Origin of the sequence: Actinoplanes oblitus, assembly GCF_030252345.1 — a bacterium.
Classification (GTDB): domain Bacteria; phylum Actinomycetota; class Actinomycetes; order Mycobacteriales; family Micromonosporaceae; genus Actinoplanes; species Actinoplanes oblitus.
Map to the genome: position 1 here is coordinate 5,412,436 of NZ_CP126980.1, position 17,114 is coordinate 5,429,549.

Annotated in this window: 18 protein-coding genes; 8 read left to right on the forward strand and 10 right to left on the reverse strand. The window is 73.4% G+C overall.

The window, feature by feature from the left end:
• The 8 genes from Actob_RS24450 to Actob_RS24485 are packed head-to-tail and all read right to left on the reverse strand — an operon-like array spanning position 1 to position 7,876.
• Entirely contained in the window at positions 1–1,299 is a 1,299-nt protein-coding gene (locus tag Actob_RS24450; protein ID WP_284914138.1) for a Ni/Fe hydrogenase subunit alpha, read from the reverse strand.
• Positions 1,296–2,051: an NADH-quinone oxidoreductase subunit B family protein gene (locus Actob_RS24455; RefSeq protein WP_284914139.1), complete on the reverse strand. Its 756-nt coding sequence runs from the start codon at positions 2,049–2,051 to the stop codon at positions 1,296–1,298. The genes Actob_RS24450 and Actob_RS24455 overlap by 4 nt, the downstream gene beginning before the upstream one ends.
• On the reverse strand, positions 2,051–2,860 hold the full coding sequence (locus Actob_RS24460) for an FAD/NAD(P)-binding protein (RefSeq protein ID WP_284914140.1): 810 nt from the start codon (positions 2,858–2,860) through the stop codon (positions 2,051–2,053). The genes Actob_RS24455 and Actob_RS24460 overlap by 1 nt, the downstream gene beginning before the upstream one ends.
• Positions 2,857–3,294 (reverse strand): cyclic nucleotide-binding domain-containing protein, encoded by a 438-nt coding sequence (locus Actob_RS24465; RefSeq protein ID WP_284914141.1) that lies wholly within the window; start codon positions 3,292–3,294, stop codon positions 2,857–2,859. The genes Actob_RS24460 and Actob_RS24465 overlap by 4 nt, the downstream gene beginning before the upstream one ends.
• Positions 3,291–4,394 (reverse strand): 4Fe-4S dicluster domain-containing protein, encoded by a 1,104-nt coding sequence (locus Actob_RS24470; protein WP_284914142.1) that lies wholly within the window; start codon positions 4,392–4,394, stop codon positions 3,291–3,293. The genes Actob_RS24465 and Actob_RS24470 overlap by 4 nt, the downstream gene beginning before the upstream one ends.
• A 23-nt stretch (positions 4,395–4,417) precedes the next feature.
• Positions 4,418–5,206 (reverse strand): 2,3-bisphosphoglycerate-dependent phosphoglycerate mutase, encoded by a 789-nt coding sequence (locus Actob_RS24475; RefSeq protein WP_284914143.1) that lies wholly within the window; start codon positions 5,204–5,206, stop codon positions 4,418–4,420.
• Entirely contained in the window at positions 5,203–7,623 is a 2,421-nt protein-coding gene (locus Actob_RS24480; protein ID WP_284914144.1) for a cation-translocating P-type ATPase, read from the reverse strand. The genes Actob_RS24475 and Actob_RS24480 overlap by 4 nt, the downstream gene beginning before the upstream one ends.
• Positions 7,624–7,648: 25 nt before the next feature.
• Positions 7,649–7,876, reverse strand: a complete 228-nt coding sequence (locus Actob_RS24485) for an SHOCT domain-containing protein (protein ID WP_284914145.1) — start codon at positions 7,874–7,876, stop codon at positions 7,649–7,651.
• Positions 7,877–8,002: 126 nt separating this feature from the next.
• Between Actob_RS24485 and Actob_RS24490 the strand changes: the two genes are divergently transcribed.
• Positions 8,003–8,926, forward strand: a complete 924-nt coding sequence (locus Actob_RS24490; RefSeq protein WP_284914146.1) for a universal stress protein — start codon at positions 8,003–8,005, stop codon at positions 8,924–8,926.
• Here the strand turns inward: Actob_RS24490 and Actob_RS24495 are convergent.
• Both Actob_RS24495 and ppdK read right to left on the reverse strand, forming a co-directional pair.
• On the reverse strand, positions 8,916–10,613 hold the full coding sequence (locus Actob_RS24495; RefSeq protein WP_284914147.1) for a GAF domain-containing sensor histidine kinase: 1,698 nt from the start codon (positions 10,611–10,613) through the stop codon (positions 8,916–8,918). The genes Actob_RS24490 and Actob_RS24495 overlap by 11 nt on opposite strands.
• Before the next feature lie 74 nt (positions 10,614–10,687).
• Positions 10,688–13,276, reverse strand: coding sequence for a pyruvate, phosphate dikinase (ppdK, locus tag Actob_RS24500; RefSeq protein ID WP_284922379.1), 2,589 nt, complete (start codon positions 13,274–13,276; stop codon positions 10,688–10,690).
• 170 nt (positions 13,277–13,446) lie between these two features.
• On the opposite strand from ppdK, the gene Actob_RS24505 reads away from it, so the two are divergent.
• The 7 genes from Actob_RS24505 (at position 13,447) to Actob_RS24535 (ending at position 17,067) form a co-directional block, all read left to right on the forward strand.
• Positions 13,447–14,271: a universal stress protein gene (locus tag Actob_RS24505; protein WP_284914148.1), complete on the forward strand. Its 825-nt coding sequence runs from the start codon at positions 13,447–13,449 to the stop codon at positions 14,269–14,271.
• The gene (locus tag Actob_RS24510; protein WP_284914149.1) at positions 14,268–14,507 is read left to right on the forward strand and encodes a DUF1918 domain-containing protein; all 240 of its coding nucleotides are present in this window, start codon (positions 14,268–14,270) and stop codon (positions 14,505–14,507) included. The genes Actob_RS24505 and Actob_RS24510 overlap by 4 nt, the downstream gene beginning before the upstream one ends.
• A complete protein-coding gene (locus Actob_RS24515; RefSeq protein ID WP_284914150.1) occupies positions 14,464–14,958 on the forward strand; it encodes a hypothetical protein in 495 nt (164 codons plus the stop codon). Before Actob_RS24510 ends, Actob_RS24515 begins: the two co-directional genes overlap by 44 nt.
• A gap of 97 nt (positions 14,959–15,055) precedes the next feature.
• Positions 15,056–15,769 (forward strand): flavodoxin family protein, encoded by a 714-nt coding sequence (locus Actob_RS24520; RefSeq protein ID WP_284914151.1) that lies wholly within the window; start codon positions 15,056–15,058, stop codon positions 15,767–15,769.
• A 12-nt stretch (positions 15,770–15,781) separates the two neighbouring features.
• Complete coding sequence (locus tag Actob_RS24525) at positions 15,782–16,153, forward strand: YybH family protein (RefSeq protein WP_284914152.1); 372 nt, start codon at positions 15,782–15,784, stop codon at positions 16,151–16,153.
• A 24-nt stretch (positions 16,154–16,177) separates the two neighbouring features.
• Positions 16,178–16,840 (forward strand): RNA polymerase sigma factor, encoded by a 663-nt coding sequence (locus Actob_RS24530; RefSeq protein ID WP_284914153.1) that lies wholly within the window; start codon positions 16,178–16,180, stop codon positions 16,838–16,840.
• Positions 16,837–17,067, forward strand: a complete 231-nt coding sequence (locus Actob_RS24535) for an anti-sigma factor family protein (RefSeq protein ID WP_284914154.1) — start codon at positions 16,837–16,839, stop codon at positions 17,065–17,067. Before Actob_RS24530 ends, Actob_RS24535 begins: the two co-directional genes overlap by 4 nt.
• Positions 17,068–17,114: the final 47 nt, after the last annotated feature.

The following is a 17,114-nucleotide window of genomic DNA, read 5'->3' on the forward strand; positions in this document are numbered from 1 at the left end:
TCAGCTCCGCTCCACATGCAGGTCGAGAAAGTGAGTGGCGCACGAGATGCACGGGTCGTAGTTGCGGATCGCCTGCTCGCACTGGGTGGTGAGCCGCTCGTCGTCGAGGTCGAGCCGACCGGCGACGAAACGGGCCAGGTCGTCCTCGATGGCGGCCTGGTTCTGCGAGGTGGGCGGCACGATCCGGGCCGCGGTGATCCGGCCGTCGGGGTCGAGGTCGTAGCGGTGGAAGAGGGTGCCGCGCGGCGCCTCGGTGGCACCACGGCCGGTGCCGGCGCGGGCGGGCACCGGTACCGCCGGGCTCGGCGGCGGCTCGTAGGCGTCGATCAGCCGGATGGCCTCCTCCACCGCGTACACCGTCTCCACGGCCCGGACCACGATGCTGCGGTACGGGTTGCGGCATTCCTCGCCGAGCCCGGCCGCCGCGGCGGCCTCCCGGGCCAGTGGCGTCAGCCAGTGCCGGTTGAGGGTGTAGCGGGCGGCCGGACCGGTCAGGTATCGGCCGCGGCCGGCCAGGTGGGCGTGCAGGGCGGTGGAGTGCGGCACCTGCTCCTCGATGATGTGCTGCTCGAACTGCGCGACGTCGAAGCTGAGGCCGCCGGTGGTGGTGACGAATCCGGTTTCGATCGGGTAGGTCCCGGGCGTGCACAGCGCCAGCATCTCGTGGTCGTGGTGGAATTCCGGGAAGTCGAAGCCGGCCACCCAGCGCACCGTGTCGAGTGCCTGGTCCAGGGCGGCGCGCAGCCGCTCGCGCAGCGGCGCCAGTTCCCTGGGCGCGGGTACCCGGTAGAAGCCGCCGACCCGGACGTTGATCGGATGTATGGCCCGGCCACCGATGAGTTCGATCAGGTCGTTGCCGGCCTGTTTCAGGGCCAGGCCGCGTTCCACCAGGTCGCGCCGGTCCTTCGCGAGGGCGAGCGCGCTGCCGTAACCGAGGAAGTCGGGGGCGTGCAGCAGGTAGATGTGCAGGGTGTGGCTCTCGATCCACTCACCGCAGTAGATCAACCGGCGCAGCGCCGCGACGCCGGGCGACACCGTGACCCGGCAGGCGTCCTCGATCGCGGCGCAGGCGCTCATCTGGTACGCCACCGGGCAGATCCCGCAGATCCGGGCGGTGATGTCCGGCGGCTCGGTGTGCTGCCGGCCGCGCAGAAACGCCTCGAAGAAGCGCGGCGGTTCGTAGATCTCCAGGCGGACGTCGTCGACCGCGCCGTCGCGGACCCGCACGTGCATGGCGCCCTCGCCTTCGACCCGGGCCAGCGCCCGTACGTCGATCACCCGTTCGTAGCGGTGCGTCATGACGCCCGCTCCGTGTCGAAGGCGGTGACGTTGAAGGTGCGGTGGACCCGCCGGATGTCGTCCTCGGACATGCCGGTGGCGCGCAGCAGGGCCGCCTCGGCCGGGGCGTTCGGCGACTCGGCGGGGCCGAAACAGCCGAAACAGCCGCGCCCGAAGGCCGGGCAGATCGCTCCGCAGCCGGCCCGGGTCACCGGTCCCAGGCACGGCTCGCCGCGGGCGACGACGACGCACACGTTGTTGCGGAGTTTGCAGTCGAAGCAGACGCTGTGCGCGGGCAGGGCGGGCCGCCGGCCGGCCAGCAGCGCACCGATCGTGTCGAGCAGCTGCCGCCGGTCGATCGGGCAGCCGTGCAGCTCGTAGTCGACGTCGACGTGCGCCGCGATCGGGGTGGAGGTGGCCAGGGTGCTCAGGTACTCGGGCCGGGCGTAGACCACCTTGGCGTACTCGTCGACGTCGGCCTGATTGCGCAGGGCCTGGATGCCGCCGGCGGTGGCGCAGGCGCCGATGGTGATCAGGATGCGCGAGTCGGCCCGGACCCGCTGGATGCGCTCGGCGTCCTCGGGCGTGGTGATCGACCCTTCGACCAGCGAGATGTCGTACGGGCCGGGCAGCACGTCACTGGAGGCCTCCAGGAAGTGGGCGATCCGGACCCGGTCGGCGACGGCGAGCAGCTCGTCCTCGCAGTCGAGGAGGCTGAGCTGACAGCCGTCGCAGGAGGCGAACTTCCACACGGCGAGGGTGGGCGTCGACATCACAGCTCCCGTACCGACATCAGTGGCTCGGCGACCGGGTAGGGCACCACCGGGCCGTCCCGGCAGATCAGCAGCGGCCCCAGCTGGCAGTGCCCGCACCAGCCGACGCCGCAGCGCATGGACCGCTCCAGAGAGACCTGCACCCGCTCGGCGGGCACCCCGCGGGCGATCAGGGTCCGGGCGGTGAACCGCATCATCACCTCCGGGCCGCAGAGGTAGGCCACGCTGGCGGCGGGGTCCACAGCGGCGGCCGGGATCACCGTGGTGACCAGGCCCACCGGCCCGGTCCAGGTGTCGTCCGGGCGGTCCACGACGGTCAGCACCTGCGCCTGGGCCGCCCACCGGACGAGGTCGTCGCGGTAGAGCAGTTCGGCCGGTTGCCGGGCGCCGGCCAGGACCGTCACCTCGCCGTACGCGGAGCGGTCGGCGAGCAGCCGCTCGACGACCGGGCGCAACGGGGCCAGCCCGAGGCCGCCCGCCACCACCAGCACGTCGTGACCGGCCGCGGCGGCCAGGTCCCAGCCTATCCCGAACGGGCCGCGCACGCCGACGAGATCGCCGGGCTGAGCGGCGCACAGGGCCTGGGTGACCGCGCCGACAGCGCGGATGGTGTGCGCGGGCCCGGCACCCTCCGTCCCGCTGATCGAGATCGGGACGTCGCCGACGCCGTACGCGGTGAGCATGGCGAACTGGCCCGGCTGAAAGGCCGGCAGCGGCTCGTCGACCCCGCTCAGCTCGACGGTGACCGTGTCGGCGGTGTCCTGGCGTCGGCGGACCACCCGGCTGGGCGCGGGGACGGCGGGGTTCACGACCGGCTCCACAGGTCGAGAAGCCGCAGCCGGGTGGTGACCAGCCGGTCGCCGATCACCGGGACGAAGCGTTGCAGGATCGCGTACCCGAAGTCGGTGTCGGCGGCACAGCGCCGGCGCACCGCGGCGGCGTCGAACTCGGTGGCGATCACCGGGCTGCGGGTGGTCGCCCCGAACCGCCACCGGTACGGCGGGTAGAGCCAGGACCACCCGAGCACGTCACCGGCGCCGAGGGTCTCCAGCACCTGATCGCCGCGTTCCGGTACGTGTACGCCGAGGGCGACGGTTCCCTCCTGGACCAGCCAGAAACGATCGGCGGGCGCCCCCTCGGCGAAGATCCGGTAGCCGCCGGGGTATCGCACCCCGACGCCGCAGTCGATCAGATCGCCGAGTACCCGGGAATTCAGCCCGTCCAGGAAGGGCTGCGCGCTCATGTCCGGTCCCCGTCCGCCAGGGCGGCCGCTTCCCGGGTGATGTCGATGCCGGCCGGGCACCAGGCGATGCAGCGGCCGCAGCCGACACAGCCGGAGACACCGAACTGTTCGGGCCAGGTGCCCAGCTTGTGACTGATCCACTGCCGGTACCGGGACTGGCCGCTGGTGCGTACCGAACCGCCGTGCAGGTAGGAGAAGTCAAGGCTGAAGCAGGAGTCCCAGTGCCGCCACCGCTCCACGTGCTCGCCGGTCAGGTCGGTGACGTCCTCGGCCGTGGTGCAGAAGCAGGTGGGGCAGACCAGCGTGCAGTTGCCGCAGGTCAGGCAGCGGGAGGCGACGTCGTCCCAGTGCGGCGACTCGCGGCTCGCGGCGATCAGGCCGGGCATCGGCTCGTCCGGCAGGTGCCGGGACATGCGGCCGGCGGCCTGCCGGGTCAGCTCCTGTGCGGTGGCGACGTCGTCGTCGGCCGCGGGCCGGGTGGGCAGGGCGGCGAGCACCTCGTCGCCGGCCGGCGAGCCGGCCCGGATCAGCAACCGGTGGCCGCCGTCGAGCACCTCGGTCAGGGCCAGGTCATAGCCGGCGGTGGCGGACGGTCCGGTGCCCGTCGACGTACAGAAGCAGGTCGCGCCGGGCTCGGTGCACTCGGCCACGACCACGAAGACGCCGTCACGGCGAGCGGTGTAGATCGGGTCGGGGTATCGGCCCTCGGCGAGGACCCGGTCGAGCACGGCCATCGCGGCCACGTCGCACGGGTGCACGCCCACGAACGCGTACCGTTTGCCGGGCGGCGCCGCGGGGGCGACAGCGCCGGTCGCCCGGTCGCCTGACCAGAGCTGGGCCCTCGGTGGGTGCAGGAAATCCTTCATCGACTGCGGTCCGGCACTGTGCGCGAAGACCGCGCGGTCGCTCCGGCGGCGCAGCCGGTAGCGGCCGGCTTCGGTGTCGGCGCTCCAGCCGTACGGCAACTGGTCCGCCGAGTCGAGCTCGGCGAGCTGCACAGCGCCGTCCCGCACCGTCGGGCCGACGATCGTGTAGCCCCGATCGCGCAGCGCCCCGAACAGAGCGGCCAGCTCCGCCGGTTCCAGAATCCCCGATCGCATGGCACCTCCCGGGCCTGTCGCCTTCACCCTGCGCCGCTCGGACCCGGGGTGGACAGGGCCGGAAGTCCCGGACCGATCCGGACCGGCTCGGTGGCGCTGACCGGATCCAGGTATCGCCCGGCCGCCCCGGTGCCGGTCTGTCCGCCCCGGTCGAGGTGGTAGAGCATCGGGACCCCGGTCGGGATGTCGAGCCGTTCGACGGCAGCCGGCGAGAGTCCCTCGAGGTGCATGACGAACGCGCGCAGGCTGTTGCCGTGCCCGACGACCAGCGGCGTCTCGCCGGCCACCAGCAGCGGCCGCAGCACGTCCGACCAGTAGGGCAGCAGGCGGGCCCGGACGTCGGCGAGGCTCTCGGTACGCGGAAGTGCCTCCGGTGGCAGGCCGGCGTATCGGGGATCGGCATACATCGCCGCGGCGGCGGACTCGCTCATCGCGGGTGGGGCGATCGCGTACGACCGTCGCCACGCCCGGAACGTGGCGGCGTCCACCTCGGCGGCGACGGCCCGCTTGTCCCGGCCGGTGAGCGCACCGTAGTGGCGTTCGTTGAGCCGCCACGACCGGTGTACCGGTAGCCGGCCGAAGCCCAGTACGGCCACGACGATCGCCGCGGTGTCGATCGACCGGCGCAGCAGCGACGTGTGGACACTGGTCGGCCGCCTGCCGAGCCGGTCCAGGGTGGCGCCGGCCTGGCGTGCCTGGGTGGCGCCGAGTGCGCTCAGCGGCGGGTCGGACCAGCCGGTGAAGATGTCGGCGGCGTTGCTCACGCTCTGCCCGTGCCGTAACAGCAGCAAGGCCCCGCCCGACGCGGTCATCGGGCGGCGCGCCGCTGGACGACCCGCATCACCAGGCCGGGCAGGGCGGCGATCCCGGCGCAGGCCAGCAGTTCCACCCCGGTCAGCGGCTCGGTGGTGAGCAGCGTGCGCAGCGGCCCGGTGAGCACCGCGGCCAGCTGGAGCCCTCCGGAGAGTGCCACGGCGAGCGGCAGCCACCGGTTCGGGCGGTCGCCGGCCGCCGGGCGGGCCCGGACCGCGAGCGCGACACCCAGCTGGGCGAGGCCGAGCACCAGGAACATGACCGACTGCCAGGGCCGGCCGCCGAGCCGCGCGACGACGCCGGCGGCCAGGGTGACCGCGGTGACGGCGACCCCGCCGAGCAGGACGCCGCGCAGCAGGCCGGCGCCGAGCACCGATTCCTGCGGTGGGCGCGGCGGACGCCGCAACACGCCGGCCTCGGCGGGTTCGGCGCCCAGCGCCACGCCCGGGATGCCGTGGGTGAGCAGGTTGATCCAGAGCAGCTGGCCGGGCAGCAACGCCAGCGGCATCCCGAGCAGCGGGCCGGCGAGCATGACCAGTAGTTCGGCGAGGCCGCCGGTGAGCGCGTAGCGCAGGAACCGGCGGATGTTGTCGTAGATGCGCCGGCCCTCGCCGATGGCGGTGGCCACGGTGGCCAGGTTGTCGTCGACCAGGACCAGCTCGGCGGCCTGCCGGGCCACCTCGGTGCCGCCGCCCATCGCGACCCCGATGTCGGCGCGGCGCAGCGCCGGGGCGTCGTTGACGCCGTCACCGGTCATCGCCACCACCTCGCCGTCGTGCTGGAGGCCGGCGATGATGTCCAGCTTCTGCTCGGGACGGGTCCGGGCATGGACGCGCGATCCGTCGAGGCCGAGTTGGTCAGCGATGGCGGCGGCGGTGGCGGGATGGTCGCCGGTGATCAGGGTCAGCCGCACACCGGCCCGTTCGAAGACCTGCGCGGTGTCCCGGGCGCCGGCGCGCAGCGGGTCGCCGATGCCGACGAGCCCGGCAACCCGCAGCGGAGGCGGCGCGGCCGGGTCCACCGGTCCTCGGGTGGTCGCGGTGGCGACCGCGAGCACGCGCAGTCCGTCGGCGGCCAGGTTCTCCGCAGCGGCCAGCAGCGAAGGGCCGGCGAGCCGCTCCGGCGCACCCTTGGTGACGGTCAGGTACTCGCCGCTGTCCAGCCGGTGCACCGTGGTCATGTGCCGGGTGCGCTGGTCGAACGGCAGCTCGGCGACGCGGGGCGCCTTGGCGCGTTCGGTGTGCGGGTCGAGGCCGCAGCGGGCGGCGAAGGCGAGCAGGGCGGCCTCCATCGGATCGCCGGCCGCCGTCCAGTCCGCGCTGCCCGGCGCCGGTGCGATCAGGTCGGCGTCGTTGCACAGCAAGCCGGCCCGGGCCAGCGACTGGAGCGCCTCGTCCGGGCCAGGGGGCGGATGGATCTCGCCGGTCGGCTGGTATCCGTGGCCGGTGACCCGGTAGCGGCGGCCGTCCGCGAGGACCACCCGCTGCACCGCCATCCGGTTCTCGGTGAGCGTCCCGGTCTTGTCGGCGGCGATCACGGTCACCGAGCCGAGCGTCTCGACGGCGTGCAGCCGGCGCGGGATCGCGTTCGCGTGGGCCATCCGGCGGGCGCCGAGCGCGAGCGCCAGGGTCACCACCGCGGGCAGGCTTTCCGGCACCGCGGCGACGACCAGGCTGACCGCCGTGATCGCCATCCGGACGACCGGCTGACCGGCCAGCACGCCGAGACCGAAGACGATCGCCGAGACGGCCAGCGCGGTCAGGCCGAGGATGCGGCCGAGACGGGCCAGCCTGCGTTGCAGCGGGGTGGGACCGGGCCGGGCGGCGGCCACCATCGCGGCGATCCGGCCGAGCGAGCTGTCCGGCCCGATCCGCTCGACCGAGCCGGCGGCCCGGCCGGTGAGCAGCACGGTGCCGGCCGCGGCCGGCTCGGTCGCCTGGCGGTGCACCGGCACGGATTCGCCGGTCAGCGACGATTCGTCGAAGGTGGCCCGTTCCGCCTCGGTCAGCGTCAGGTCGGCCGGGACGATGTCGCCGGCCTCGAGGCGGACGAAGTCGCCGCGGACCACGTCGGCGGCCGCGATGATCAGGTCCTGGCCGTCCCGGACGACCCGGGCCTGCGGGGCGGCGAGCCGGTTCAGCGCGGCGATCGCCGCGTCCGCCCGGACCTCCTGCGCCACCCCGATGGCGGTGTTGACCGCGATGACCAGCGCGATGACAGCGGTGTCCGGCAGGTCCCGCAGCAGCGTGGTGACCACCGCCGCGGCCAGCAGCAGCGCCACCAACGGATCGGCCAGTTGCCGGCCGACCCGGCCGAGCAGCCGGCGCGGCGGGGCGGTCGCCACCGCGTTGGGCCCCTCGGCGGCTCGCCGGGCGGCGGCTTGCGCACTGCTCAGGCCGGTACGGATGGTCTGCACGGCTGCCTCCGGCCGGGTGATCAGATCAATGGTGGACGGAGTGCAGCGTCCGGAGGCGCTCCTGGTACTCCTCGGTGTCGATGTCGCCATGGGCATACCGGTCGGCCAGGGTCTTCTCGGCGCTGCTGTCGTCCTCGCGGCGCGACGGCCACCAGGCCAGTGCGCCGACGACGGCGATCAGCAGCAGCACGGCGAGGATCAGGAACCAGACCGGCCCTGCCATGGTCATGAAGTGCGGGTAGCCGTACATCATGGTCGTGCTCCTTCCGCTCCCCTTCATGGTCGAGCGCCCGCCGGGAAGTGGTCAGGGCCGGACGGCCCGGGCATCGCGGACTAGTGACCGTACTGGTGACCGGGGATCGCTCCATAACGTGTGGACATGGGAAAGGCCCTCGCGTCACGAGACCACCGCACCGTCGTGGTCGGCGTCGACGGCTCGATGACCAGCACGGTCACCGTCGGCCTGGCCGCTGCCGAGGCAGCCCGCCGGGCGGCGCGGCTGCTGATCGTGCACGCGTGGCCCGGGCACTATCGCGGCCGGTTCCGGATGCGTGGCCCGCACCGTGGCGAGGCGGAGGGCAGCCAGTTGCTGGCGGTCGCCGCCCGGCACGCCGCGGCCACCGATCCGGAGCTGGTGGTCGAGACCGAGCTGCGGGCCGGTCTGCCGGGTGACGCGCTCGCCGAGTGGTCACGCGAGGCCGGGCTGCTCGTGATCGGGCACCGGGACGGGCAGACCACCCGGCAGGACTGGGGCTCGACGGCACGGGCGCTGGCCCGTACCTGTCACTGCCCGCTGCTGGTGCAGCAGGGGCGCTGCAACCCGCGCGGACCGGTGGTGGCCGGTGTCTCGGGACGCCCGGGCGAGCCCGCGCTGGGATACGCGTTCGTGCAGGCCGCGCTGGCCGGCGTGGACCTGGTCGCGGCGTACGGGTGGCGCCGTCCGGCGGACCGTCCGGACCGCCATCCGCTTCCGGTGATGGCCGGCGACCCGTTACGGCAGGCGGTGGCCGAGCGACTGGCCGCGGCCCTGGTCGAGTGGTCCTGGCGGTTGCCGCAGGTGGCCGTCCAGCCGCTGGTGGTACCGGATCTGGATGTGCCGTACACGGTGGATCGTGCGTTGCGCCGGTCCCGGCTGCTGGTCACCGGAACCGGTGGCCGAGGGGAACTGACCGAGTTGATCGGCGTGCCGCCGCGGCGGGCGGCCGGCAATCACGGGTTCTGTCCGGTCCTGCTGGTTCCGCCGGACTGGCCGGTGGAGCTGCCCGACGACGCCTCCGCGCCGGCCGGCCGGGTCACCGGTTGACGGGTACTCGCCAGGTCATCGCGGCACCGGCGCCCGCCGGGCCGGGGCCGATCTCGAAGCTGCCGCCCAGGTCCTCGGCGCGTCCGCGCAGGTTCACCAGACCGCTCCGGGCCTGGGCCGGGTCGATGCCCACCCCGTCGTCCTCGACCCGGACGACGACCTCGCCATCGCTGGTGGACACCGACACCCGGACCTGAGATGCCCCGGCGTGGCGCGCGACGTTGGACAGTGTCTCGCGCACGACTGCCAGCAGCTCGGGCACGATGTCGTCGGGGACCGCGCTGTCCACCGGCCCGCTGGTGTCCAGTACCGGCCGGAATCCCAGGCTGTCGGCCGCCGCCTGGACGACCTCGCCGACGGCGGCGCGCAGTGACCGGCCGACCGGCGAACGCAGCTCGAAGATCGACCGGCGGATGTCGCGGATGGTGGCGTCCAGGTCGTCGACCGCCGCGCTGATCCGTTTGGTGACGTCCGGCTTGACGACCTGGGGAATGATGGCCTCCAGCTGCATGCCGGTGGCGAACAGCCGCTGGATGACCACGTCGTGCAGATCCCGGGCGATCCGCTCGCGGTCCTCCAGCACCGCCAGCAGTTCGCGTTCCTCCTGGGCGCGGGCCCGTTCCAGGGCGAGTGCCGCCTGCCCGGCGAACGTCGAGAGCAGCACCGCGTCCCGGTCCTCGACCGGCCGCCCGGCGGGCTGGGTGACGATCAGGACACCCTGCAGCGTGTCGCCCGCGGTGAGCGGCGCCGCGAGGGCCGGCACGGCCGGCATGTCGATCGGCCAGTCGGTGATCGCCCGCAGGTTGGTCACCGCCCGGTACCGTTCCTGCCCGAACGCGATGGCGGCGTCCCGGTCCACCGGGATGAGCCGCCCCACCAGCTCGGCAGCGGCCGGGTCGGTACCGTCGGCGACCTCGACGGCGTATCGACTGTTCGGCTCGTCGTAGAGCAGGACCAGGACCAGGCCGGCGTCGGCGACCTCACGGGCCCGGCGGGCGATCAGCCGCAGCGCCTCGGTGCGTTGCACGGTGCCCAGCAGCACGCTGGTGATCTCGGCGGTGGCACTCCCCCAGCGTTCTCGTCGCTGCGCGAGCTCGTAGAGCCGGGCGTTGTCGATGGCGATGCCGGCGGCGGCGGCCAGCGCGATCACGATCTCCTCGTCGTCGTCGGTGAACTCGGCGGCGCCCCGCTTCTCCGCCAGGTAGAGGTTGCCGAAGATCTGATCGCGGGTGCGGACCGGGACCCCGAGGAAGCTGTGCATCGGCGGGTGGTGCGGCGGGAAGCCGAAGGAGTTCGGGTGCTTGCGGATGTCCGGCAGCCGGACCGGCTCCGGCTCGGTGATCAGCAGGCCGAGCACGCCGCGGCCGTGCGGCAGGTCGCCGATCGTGGCGTGCGTGGCCGGGTCGATCCCGCGCGTGATGAAGTCGGACAGGCTGCGATGGTCGGGCGAGAGCACGCCGAGCGCGCCGTATTTGGCGCCGGCCAGGGCGCACGCCGCCTCGACGATCCGCTGCAGGGTGCTGCGCAGGTCGAGGTCGGAGCCGATGCCGACCACCGCGTCGAGCAGGGCGCGCAGCCGCTCCCGGCTGTTCACCACGTCGCCGACCCGGTCGAGCATCTCCTGGAGCAGCTCATCCAGCCGCACCCGCGACAGCGGGGAGAGGCCAAGTGACGGTGGCTCGACCATGCCGACAGCCTAGCGCCGCCCGAGGCGACACGGAACCGGCGGTACCGTGCGTCCCGGACGGCGCAGGTCACGTCCTACCGGGTGTCCGAGCCGGTCGTGCCGGCCACCGCGGCCCGGCCCGCCTCCAGCCGGGCGATCGGCACCCGGTAGGGCGAGCACGACACGTAGTCGAGCCCGGCGTCGTGGAAGAACCGCACCGAGGCGGGATCGCCGCCGTGCTCCCCGCAGACGCCCACGGTCAGCTCCGGCCGGGCCGCCCGGCCCCGCTCGACGGCCATCCGAACCAGTTCGCCGACGCCGTCGCGGTCGATGGTCTCGAACGGCGAGGCGGCGAAGACACCGAGTTCCAGGTACCTGCCGAAGAACGCGCCCTCCACGTCGTCGCGAGAGAATCCCCAGGTCATCTGGGTCAGGTCGTTGGTGCCGAAGGAGAAGAACTCGGCCACCCCGGCGATCTGCCCGGCGGTCAGCGCGGCCCGCGGCACCTCGATCATCGTGCCGATCCGGATCGGCGGCGCGCCGGGCACCGCGGCCAGTACCGACGTCGCCTCGGTGCGGACGATCTCGAGTTCCTGCACGGTGCCGACCAACGGCACCATGATCTCCGGCCGCGGGTCGCCGCCGGCGGCAACCCGGGCCGCGGCGGCCTCGGCCACCGCGCGGACCTGCATGCTGAACAGACCCGGGACGACCAGACCCAGGCGTACGCCCCGCAGCCCCAGCATCGGGTTGGCCTCGTGCATCCGGCGCACCGCGGTGAGCAGCACCCCGGCATGCCCGGCGTCCTCCCCCAGCGCCTCGGCCCGGGCGACCTTCGCGGTCAGCTCGTCGAGCGGCGGCAGGAACTCGTGCAGCGGCGGATCGATCAGCCGGATGGTGACCGGCAGGCCGTCCATCGCCGCGAACAGCTCCTCGAAGTCGGCCCGCTGCAGCGGCAGCAGGGCGGCGAGGGCGGCCTCCCGTTCGGTGTCGTTCTCGGCGAGGATCAGCCGCTCGACCAGGATCCGGCGGTCCCCGAGGAACATGTGCTCGGTGCGGCACAGCCCGATCCCGGTCGCGCCGAACCGCCGGGCCCGGACCGCGTCGGCGCCGGTGTCGGCGTTGGCGTGCACCCCGAGCCGGGCCACATGGCTCGCGTGGATCATGAGGCGCTGGACCGCGGCGAGCAGCGGGTCGCCGTGCGCGGACAGCTGCCCCTCGAAGAAGCGCACCACCTCGGACGGGCGCACCGGCACCGGGCCCGGGTAGACCCGGCCGCTGGTGCCATCGATCGAGATCACCTCACCGGCGTACACGATGGTGTCGCCGATGGTGAGCGCATCCGTGCCGATCCGGATCTCCTCGGCCCCGCAGACGCAGGTCTTGCCCATGCCGCGGGCCACTACCGCGGCGTGTGAGGTCTTGCCGCCGCGCGCGGTCAGGATGCCCTGCGCGGCGATCATGCCGGGCAGGTCGTCCGGGTTGGTCTCCCGGCGCACCAGGATGACCGGCTCGTCCGCGGCCACGGCGGCCGCCGAGTCGAACACCACCTTGCCGACCGCGGCACCGGGCGAGGCCGGGACGCCGACGGTCAGTGGCGCCGGGGCCGCCGTCTCGTCGAAGCTGGGGAACATCAGCTGGGCGAGCTGCTCGCCGGTGACCCGCCGCAGCGCCTCGTCCAGGGTGATCACCCCCTCCTCGACGAGCTGGGCGGCGATCACGAAGGCGGCCGCCGGGGTGCGCTTGCCGACCCGGGTCTGCAACATCCACAGTTTGCCGTTCTCGATGGTGAACTCGATGTCGCACAGGTCCCGGTAGTGCTGCTCGAGCCGCTGCATGATGGACAACAGCTGCGCGTAGCAGGTCGGATCGATGCTGCCCAGCTCGTGCAGCGGCACGGTGTTGCGGATCCCGGCGACCACGTCCTCGCCCTGCGCGTTGCGCAGGTAGTCGCCGTAGCTGCCGCGCCGGCCGGTGGCCGGGTCGCGGGTGAACGCCACGCCGGTGCCGGAGTCGTCACCACGGTTGCCGAACACCATGGCCATCACGTTGACAGCGGTGCCCAGGTCCTGCGGGATGCGTTCCTGCCGGCGATAGAGCACCGCCCGCTCCGCGTTCCAGGACCGGAACACCGCGCCGATGGCGAGGAACAGCTGTTCGTGCGGCGCCTGCGGAAACACGCGGCCCGTCTGGGCTTCGAACACTTTCTGGTACGCCATGACGAGGTCGCGAGGGTCCTCCGCCGTCTCCGCCTCGAACGCCTCGGCCGGCACGTCGAACACGGTCCGGCCGAACATCTGGATCAACCGCCGGTAGGAGTCCCAGGCGAACCGTTCGTCGCGACTCTGCCGGGCCAGGCCCTCGACACTGCGATCGTTGAGCCCGATGTCCAGGATCGTCTCCATCATGCCGGGCATCGAGAACCTGGCGCCGGAGCGGACCGACAGCAGCAGCGGGTCGTCCTGGTCGCCGAAGGTCTTGCCGAGCTTGAGCTGGACGGCGCGCAGGTGGTCCTCGACCTCGTCGAGCAGCCCGGCCGGGATCGCGCCGGTGCGCAGGTACTCGCGGCAGGCCTCGGTGCTGATCGTGAAGCCGGGCGGGACCGGCAGGCCCATCCGGGTCATCTCGGCGAGGTTGGCCCCCTTGCCGCCGAGCAGGTCCGCACGGTCCTTGTTGCCGTCCATGAAGTCAAACACGTATCCAGACACCTGAATCCCACCCTCGCTCCTCCGCGGTTCTTTCCCTCTTACGTTGCTAACCCGCTTCCGGCCCCGGGGAGTAGGGCCATCGGCCCTATTCCGCCCGGCACCGCGGACGTCCCATGGAGAGAGACCCGAGAAGGAGGCCCGCCACCATGCGCGACAAGAAGATCGTCATCGGTTACGACGGGTCACCCGCCGCGGAGGCGGCACTGACCTGGGCACTCGACGAGGCCGACCGTACCGGCATGCGGGCCGAGCTGGTGTACGCCGACGAGTACCCGGCCTGGGCACCCGCCGCGAGCATGGTGCCCTCACCCGCGCTGCGGCCGAGTGACTATCGGGTCCGGGTGATCGGCGGCATGCTGCGACGGGCGGTCACCGAGTCCCGGCAGACCCACCCGATGGTCCCGGTCACGGCCACCGCCGTGACCGCGCTGGCCTCGACCGCGCTGGCCGAGCGCTCCGAGCACGCCGGCCTGATCGTGCTCGGCACGCGCGGGCACGCCGCCCTGGCCGGCCTGCTCGGCTCGGTCGGCGCCGCGGTCGGCGCCCACGCGCACTGCCCGGTCGTGGTGGTGCACGACGGGACCGCGCCGCCCGCGTCCACCGCGCCGGTTGTCGCCGGACTGGACCACTCGTCGCTGGCCCCGGCCGTGCTGCGGTTCGCCGCCGAGCAGGCCGCCGACCGCGATGTCGCACTACGGGTACTCGGCAGCCGGCCCGAGGCCGACGCCGCGGTGGCCGGCATCCGCGACGACTTCCCCGGCCTGGCGATCCGGACCGAAGCCGTCCACGGTGAACCGGGCCAGGCGCTGGTGGCCGCCGGGAAGACCGCCCAGCTGCTGGTCATCGGCAGCCGCGGCCACGGTGCGGTACGCGGCCTGTTGCTCGGCGCGGTGAGCCGGCACCTGCTGCGGCACGCGACCTGCCCGATCGCGATCGTGCCCGAGGCCGTCCCGGCGGGACACCCGTCATGAGAGCGCGTACCGGGGACCGGATCGTGATCGAGCCGGCCGGCCTGAACGGCCGGCGCCGGGTCGGGATCGTCACCGGGGTGGGGCACGCGGACGGGCATCCGCCGTTCCGGGTGCACTGGCTGGACAACGGGCACACCACACTGCTCTTCCCGGGTGCGGGAGCGCACATCGAACCGCGAGGAGGCGGAGACGATGACCATGCGAACGGTCGAGATCCGCGACCCGTCGACCGGTGAGATCACCGATCGCTGCCACGGGCCCGGTCCGGACGGAGCCTGCCCGCGGACCGGCCGGCACGGTGTCGTGCCGTGCGCCGGGCGGCTGATCGGGCCGCGTGGCGGCGACCCGCGGTACTGGCCGGTCGAGGTGCCGCGCGGCTGCCGGCAGTGCCGGTTGACCTGGAACGACCAGGCCGCCGCCTGCCTGCGAGCCGCCGAACGCTGCCGTGCGGAGTGGGAGACCGGTCTGGCTCTGGAGATCGCTCACGTCCGCGAGCGGGCCGCCCTCGGCGATCCCCGCTTCCGGGACATGTCGATCCGGCAGCAGCGGGTGACCGCGCTTTGGCGGTGGCGGCTGTCCGGGCCCGCGCAGGGCCTGCGGCACGCCGAGCAGAAGGAACGGGACCGCAGCCGTCTCTACCTGGCCCTGGCCGAGCAGCAGCGGGCCGGCAGCCCGCCGCCGCCCTGAATCGCCACCCGCGCCCCGGTCAGTTCGGCCGGGGCGCGCGATCGTGTAACGCCACCGGGGCCGGCCGGGACTACAGGGCATCGACCGAGGAGGAGCGATGCCCGAAACCCGCTACGACGACCTGCGCGCCCTGTTCATCAACTGCACCCTGAAACGTTCCCCGGCACTCACGCACACCGGCGGCCTGATCGACCTCAGCCGGACGATCATGGAGAAGCAGGGGGTGCGGGTCGAGGTACTGCGGGCCGTCGACCAGGACATCGCCACCGGGGTGTGGCCGGACATGACCGAGCACGGCTGGGCCTCCGACGCCTGGCCGGCGCTGTACCGGGACCACGTGCTGCCGGCCGACATCCTGGTCGTCGCCGGGCCGATCTGGCTGGGTGACAACTCGTCGATCACCAAGAAGGTCATCGAGCGCCTCTACGCCTGCTCCCACCTGCTCAACGACGCCGGCCAGTACGCCTACTACGGCCGGGTCGGCGGCTGCCTCATCACCGGCAACGAGGACGGCGTCAAGCACTGCGCGCAGAACGTGCTGTACAGCCTGCAGCACCTCGGTTACACGATTCCGCCGCAGGCCGACGCCGGGTGGATCGGCGAGGCCGGTCCCGGGCCGTCCTACCTCGATCCCGGCTCCGGCGGCCCGCGGAACGACTTCACCAACCGCAACACCACCTTCATGACGTGGAACCTGCTGCACCTGGCCCGAATGCTCAAGGACGCCGGTGGCATCCCGGCGCACGGCAACCAGCGCAGCGAATGGGACGCCGGATGCCGCTTCGACTTCGCCAACCCCGAATACCGCTGAACGGAGAAGACCATGCCCGGTACGCCCGCCGACGTCATCACCGAGTTCGCCGCCGCCCTGCACGACGGCCGCGTCGACGACGCCGTCGCCCTGTACGAGCCGGACGCCGCGTTCATCGCGGAGCCCGGCGCGGATCCACTGCGTGGCACCGACCAGATCCGCGCGGCGCTGGCCGGATTCGCCGCCCTGCGACCCACCCTGACCCCGGAGATCCGCAAGGTCGTCGAGGCCGGTGGGGTGGCCACCGTGCGTCATGCCTGGACGCTGGAGGGGACCGGGCCGGACGGTACGCCGCTGCGGCTCAGCGGCACCAGCGCGGACGTCGTGCGCCGCCGGCCGGACGGCACCTGGGGTCTGCTCATCGACGACCCGTGGGGGGCCTGACCGGTGGCCCCGTAGAGTGCGGTGGTGGTCGAGACCGCACCCTCCGACAGCGCGCTGCCCGGCGACCCGGTCGTCGTGGCGCGGCTGCGTGCCCGGGACGAGACCATGTTCGCCGCCCTGATCGACGCGTGGTCGCCCGGCATGCTGCGGGCCGCCCGGGCTCACGTGGCCGACGACCACACCGCCCACGACGTGGTGCAGGAGGCGTGGCTGGGTGTGCTCCGGGGCATCGACCGGTTCGAGGCCCGATCCTCGTTGCGCACCTGGGTCTACCGCATCCTGATCAACAAGGCCAGGACCCGTGGCGTACGGGACGCGCGCGCCGTGCCGGTGGGCGACCTCGGCCTGGTCGGTGGGGACCGGGAGCCGACTGTCGATCCCGCCCGGTTCCGCGGTGCCGACGACCCGTACCCCGGGCATTGGCGCAGCTCGCCACCGGCCTGGCCGTCGCCCGAGGACGGCGCCGTCGCCGCCGAGACCCGCCGCGAGGTGGCGGCGGCGCTGGCCGGCCTGCCCGCCCGCCAGCGCGTCGTGGTCACCCTGCGCGACGTCACCGGGCACAGCGGCGACGAGGTCTGCGCGTTGCTGTCGATCAGCGCGGCCAACCAGCGGGTGCTGCTGCACCGCGGGCGGGCCGCGCTACGGGCCGCCCTGGAGCGGCACTGGGCCGGGGAGGCAATGTCATGAACTGCGACGCGTTCGTGGAGCTGGTCACCGCCTACCTCGACGGCGTCCTGGAACCGGCCGTCGAGCAGCGGTTCGTCGCCCATCTCGCCGAGTGCGACGGCTGTGACAGATATCTGGAGCAGATCCGCACCACCGTCGCCGCCCTGGGTCACCTGCCCGAGGAGAGCCTGGCGGCAGACGTCCGCGACCGGCTGCTGTCGGCTTTCCGGGACTGGCCCGCCGACTGAGCACGACAGGCGGGCCGGCGGCGCCGGTGTGACCGGCCGGGAAGGAT